The sequence below is a fragment of the Streptomyces swartbergensis genome, assembly GCF_002148965.1.
Taxonomy (GTDB): domain Bacteria; phylum Actinomycetota; class Actinomycetes; order Streptomycetales; family Streptomycetaceae; genus Streptomyces; species Streptomyces swartbergensis.
In genome coordinates this window covers 1-3,551 of the sequence record NZ_NGFN01000531.1, presented here as the reverse complement: position 1 = coordinate 3,551, position 3,551 = coordinate 1, and the positions used below count along the sequence as shown (strand labels likewise).

General features: G+C 69.6%; 4 protein-coding genes and 2 pseudogenes. 4 read left to right on the top strand and 2 right to left on the bottom strand.

The window, feature by feature from the left end; genetic code table 11:
* Positions 1 to 44 precede the first annotated feature (44 nt).
* The 4 genes from CA983_RS41555 to CA983_RS41540 all read left to right on the top strand — a co-directional run bounded on the left by CA983_RS41555 (position 45) and on the right by CA983_RS41540 (position 2,177).
* On the top strand, positions 45 to 230 hold the full coding sequence (locus CA983_RS41555) for a hypothetical protein (protein ID WP_086605838.1): 186 nt from the start codon (positions 45 to 47) through the stop codon (positions 228 to 230).
* A 205-nt stretch (positions 231 to 435) separates the two neighbouring features.
* A complete protein-coding gene (locus CA983_RS48620) occupies positions 436 to 1,014 on the top strand; it encodes a BlaI/MecI/CopY family transcriptional regulator (protein WP_244207322.1) in 579 nt (192 codons plus the stop codon).
* Positions 1,015 to 1,023: 9 nt separating this feature from the next.
* The gene (locus CA983_RS41545) at positions 1,024 to 1,557 is read left to right on the top strand and encodes an amino-acid N-acetyltransferase (protein WP_086605837.1); all 534 of its coding nucleotides are present in this window, start codon (positions 1,024 to 1,026) and stop codon (positions 1,555 to 1,557) included.
* A gap of 284 nt (positions 1,558 to 1,841) precedes the next feature.
* Positions 1,842 to 2,177 carry a histone-like nucleoid-structuring protein Lsr2 gene (locus tag CA983_RS41540; protein WP_086605836.1) on the top strand — a complete coding sequence of 112 codons (336 nt, stop codon included), beginning with the start codon at positions 1,842 to 1,844 and terminating at the stop codon, positions 2,175 to 2,177.
* 9 nt (positions 2,178 to 2,186) lie between these two features.
* Here CA983_RS41540 and CA983_RS41535 read toward each other — a convergent pair.
* Positions 2,187 to 2,414, bottom strand: a pseudogene (locus tag CA983_RS41535) (SCO3374 family protein); the annotation flags it as partial.
* 702 nt (positions 2,415 to 3,116) lie between these two features.
* Positions 3,117 to 3,536, bottom strand: a pseudogene (locus CA983_RS41530) (SCO3374 family protein); the annotation flags it as partial.
* Positions 3,537 to 3,551 lie beyond the last annotated feature (15 nt).

Genomic DNA, 3,551 nt, shown 5'->3' with positions numbered 1-3,551 from the left:
ACCCCCAGCAGCTCGCCGCGGGCTGACGTGGCTACTCTGGAGCCATGGACTACGTCTCCGCGCTCCTGCCCCCGGTCGTCATGGCCATCTTCTTCATCGGCGTGATCCGGGTGATCGTGAAGACACAGGGCGGCGTCAACAAGGCCAAGGAGGACGCGGCCGTCGACGCCGCCCTCGCGCGCGTGGAGGCCGCCCCACAGTCCTCCGCGCCCCCGAAGGCCGAAGCCTGACCCGACCGCTGCCGCCCCCGGCGCAGCGCTCTGACGGCGTACGACTCCGTGCGGCCGCCCCCTGCGTGGGGCTCGCACTTTCGAGTCGTACGCCCTTTTTGCTCCCGTTCGCCGGTGAAGCGTACGTCCGCCACGCCATTACCCAGATCTCCCACTATTGTTCTGAGGTGTGCCTCGCCCATTGGGAGAACTCGAAGACGCGGTCATGTCGCGGGTGTGGAAGTGGAACCGCCCGGTGACCGTTCGAGAAGTCCTGGAAGATCTTCAGAAGGAGCGGTCCATCGCGTACACCACCGTGATGACCGTTTTGGACAATCTCCATCAGAAGGGCTGGGTGCGCCGCGAGGCGGAGGGCCGTGCCTATCGATATGAGGCGGTCTCCACACGCGCCGCCTACGCCGCCGCCCTGATGAACGAGGCCTGGTCGCAGAGCGACAACCCCGCCGCGGCTCTCGTCGCCTTCTTCGGCATGATGAGCGAGGAACAGCGAGAGGCTCTCCGCGATGCCGTGCGCATCGCCCAGGTCCCGGAAACCCAGAAACCGACCGGACCGTCGGAACCGGCCGAACCAGCGGAACGAACGGAACCGGCTGAACGAACGGAACCGGCGGAACGAACGGAACCGGCTGAACGAACGGAACCGGCGGAACGAACGGAACCGGCGGAACGAACGGAACCGGCTGAACGCACGGAACCGGCTGAACGCACGGGACCGGCTGAACGAACGGAACCGGCTGAACCGTCGGAGAACCCCGCCTCCGCTCAGGACCCCGACGGGCGATAGCGTCCCGGCATGTCCGCGAAGAGCCCCGAAGCCCCCGTAAAAGCCATCACCGTCCGGCGGGCCCGTACCGGCGATGTCCCGGCCGTGCGCCGCCTCCTTGACGCCTACGTCCGCGGCGGCATCCTGCTCGACAAAGCAACGGTGACGCTTTACGAGGACATCCAGGAGTTCTGGGTCGCGGAACGGGACGACAACGCCGAGGTCGTCGGCTGCGGCGCCCTGCACGTGATGTGGGAAGACCTCGCGGAAGTGCGCACTCTCGCCGTGAAGCCCGGCCTGAAGGGGGCGGGTGTCGGACACCAGTTGCTGGAGAAGTTGCTGCACACCGCCCGCTGGCTCGGCGTTCGCCGCGTTTTCTGTCTGACCTTCGAAGTCGACTTCTTCAGCAAGCACGGCTTCGTGGAGATCGGCGAGACGCCTGTTGACACCGATGTCTACGCGGAGCTGCTGCGTTCCTATGACGAGGGTGTCGCGGAGTTCCTCGGTCTCGAACGAGTGAAACCGAACACCTTGGGCAACAGCCGGATGCTTCTGCATCTGTGATCGTCAGGACGGACACACAAGCCAGTCGCAAGTCGGCCGCAAGACCGCCCGGCCGGTTCGTCAAGACATATTTCGCACCACCGCCCCTGCCCCGGGTGCCCTATGTCCGAAACGCGCACGTTTCCGGACGGAGGCGGGGCTGCCGGTCTCTGCCGAGGGTTTGTGTTTTTCCGGCAAAAGCGGTTTGCTTTCCGAGGTACTGCAGTACTGCATATAACAGGGGACGGTGATACGGCGGACGCCGGCACACCCCGGCCCTGAAGATATCGATGAAAGGAAATCCGGTGGCACAGAAGGTTCAGGTCCTTCTTGTCGACGACCTCGACGGCGGCGAGGCGGACGAGACCGTGACGTTCGCGCTGGACGGCAAGACGTACGAGATCGATCTCACCACCGCCAATGCGGACAAGCTCCGCAGCCTTCTCGAGCCTTACGTGAAGGGCGGTCGTCGTACCGGAGGCCGTGCTTCGGGCGGGCGAGGAAAGGCGCGCGCGGCTTCGAGCGGCAGCCAGGACACGGCGGCCATCCGCGCCTGGGCGAAGGAGAACGGCTACGAGGTCAACGACCGCGGCCGTGTTCCCGCGACCATCCGCGAGGCCTACGAGAAGGCCAACGGCTGAACAGCGGCACTACCGACCCTGCGCACGCAAGGCCGGCGGCTGCGCGCATGCGCGCCGCAGCCGGACCCGGTGGCACTGCGTGGCCACCGTGTTCACCAGCCGCACGAGATCGGGGGCGTCTCCACCGCCCCCCAAGGCCGACAGCGTCGGCAGCGAGGCCTCGACCTCGCATCCCGGCTCGGGGGGCCGCAGCCATACAGCGGCCCCCTGGGAACCGAACCGGCCCAGGGGAAGCGGCCGGCCACGGGAGGAGCCGGGCTCGCGGGACAACGCGCCGTCCGTCTCGGGGACCGACGGCGCGAACGCCTGACGAGGCAGCGACCCGCCCCTCTCGGCGACCACCGGCGTCACGGCCTCGCACGGCAGCGGTCCGCCCCTCGCACGCGATACCGAGCCGCCCGTCTCCCGGAAGAACGACGCGCCCGTCTCGCGGGGCAGCGGCCTGTCCGTCCCGTCAGGCAGCAGCCCGCCTGTCCCGCGCGCCATCAGGCCACCCCTCTCGCGCCGCATCGAGCCGTCCGCCTCGCGGAGCAACGGCGCGCCCGCCTCGCAGGGCGGCAGCGCGCTCCTCTCGCGCCGCATCGAGCCGTCCGTCTCGGGGAACAACACCGCGCCCGTCTCGCCCGGCGGCCGCCCGCCTGTCTCCCGCGGCGCCAAGCCACTCCCCTCGCGCGGCATCGAGCCGCCCATCGAGCCGTCCGTCTCGCGGGAAAACGGCGGGTCCGCCTCGCGGCGCGGCATCAAGCCGCCCGTCCCCCTCGGCATCGAGCCGTCCGTCTCGCGGGGAAACGGCGGGTCCGCCTCGCAGGGCGGCATCAAGCCGCCCGTACCGCGAAAAAACGGCGAGCCCGCCTCGCAGGGCAGCAGCCCTTCCCTCTCGCGCGATACCAAACCGTCCGTCTCGCGGAACAACACCGCGTCCGCCTCACGGGACGGCAGCCCGCCCCGCTCGCGCGGCATCGAGCCGTCCGGCCCGTGGAAGGACGGCGCATCCATCCCGGGCGGCCACGGCGCCTCCATGGCACCCCCCGCCCCGATCGCCGTCAGGTCGAGCCGCAGCGTCCCCCACTCCAGCCACTCCAGCAGCCCGGGCAGTTCCTCCGCGCTGCCCGGGGCCACCAGGAGGTACATTCGGTCGCCGAGCACGGCAACCGGGGAGTGCGGCCCCAAGTGCCGCAGGGCCGCCTGTCCCGCCTCGGCCGGCACGTCCAGGACGTCGTAGCGCACCCCCACCGCCAGCCGCAGAGGATCGCCGGGCACCGTCGGCCAGCCCAGTTCGTTCTCGTACCACCGTCGGACCTGACAGCTCGCGTCGAGCGGCCGACGGGGGAGCGGGATGGGGCCGGGGGCTCCGAACATGCCAAGTGCAACAGC

What these genes read in the sequence shown, in the direction of transcription:
- CA983_RS48620 (WP_244207322.1), top strand. Translation starts at nt 436, where the DNA reads ATGTCGCGGGTGTGGAAGTGGAACCGCCCGGTGACCGTTCGAGAAGTC.
- CA983_RS41545 (WP_086605837.1), top strand. Translation starts at nt 1,024, where the DNA reads ATGTCCGCGAAGAGCCCCGAAGCCCCCGTAAAAGCCATCACCGTCCGG.
- CA983_RS41555 (WP_086605838.1), top strand. Translation starts at nt 45, where the DNA reads ATGGACTACGTCTCCGCGCTCCTGCCCCCGGTCGTCATGGCCATCTTC.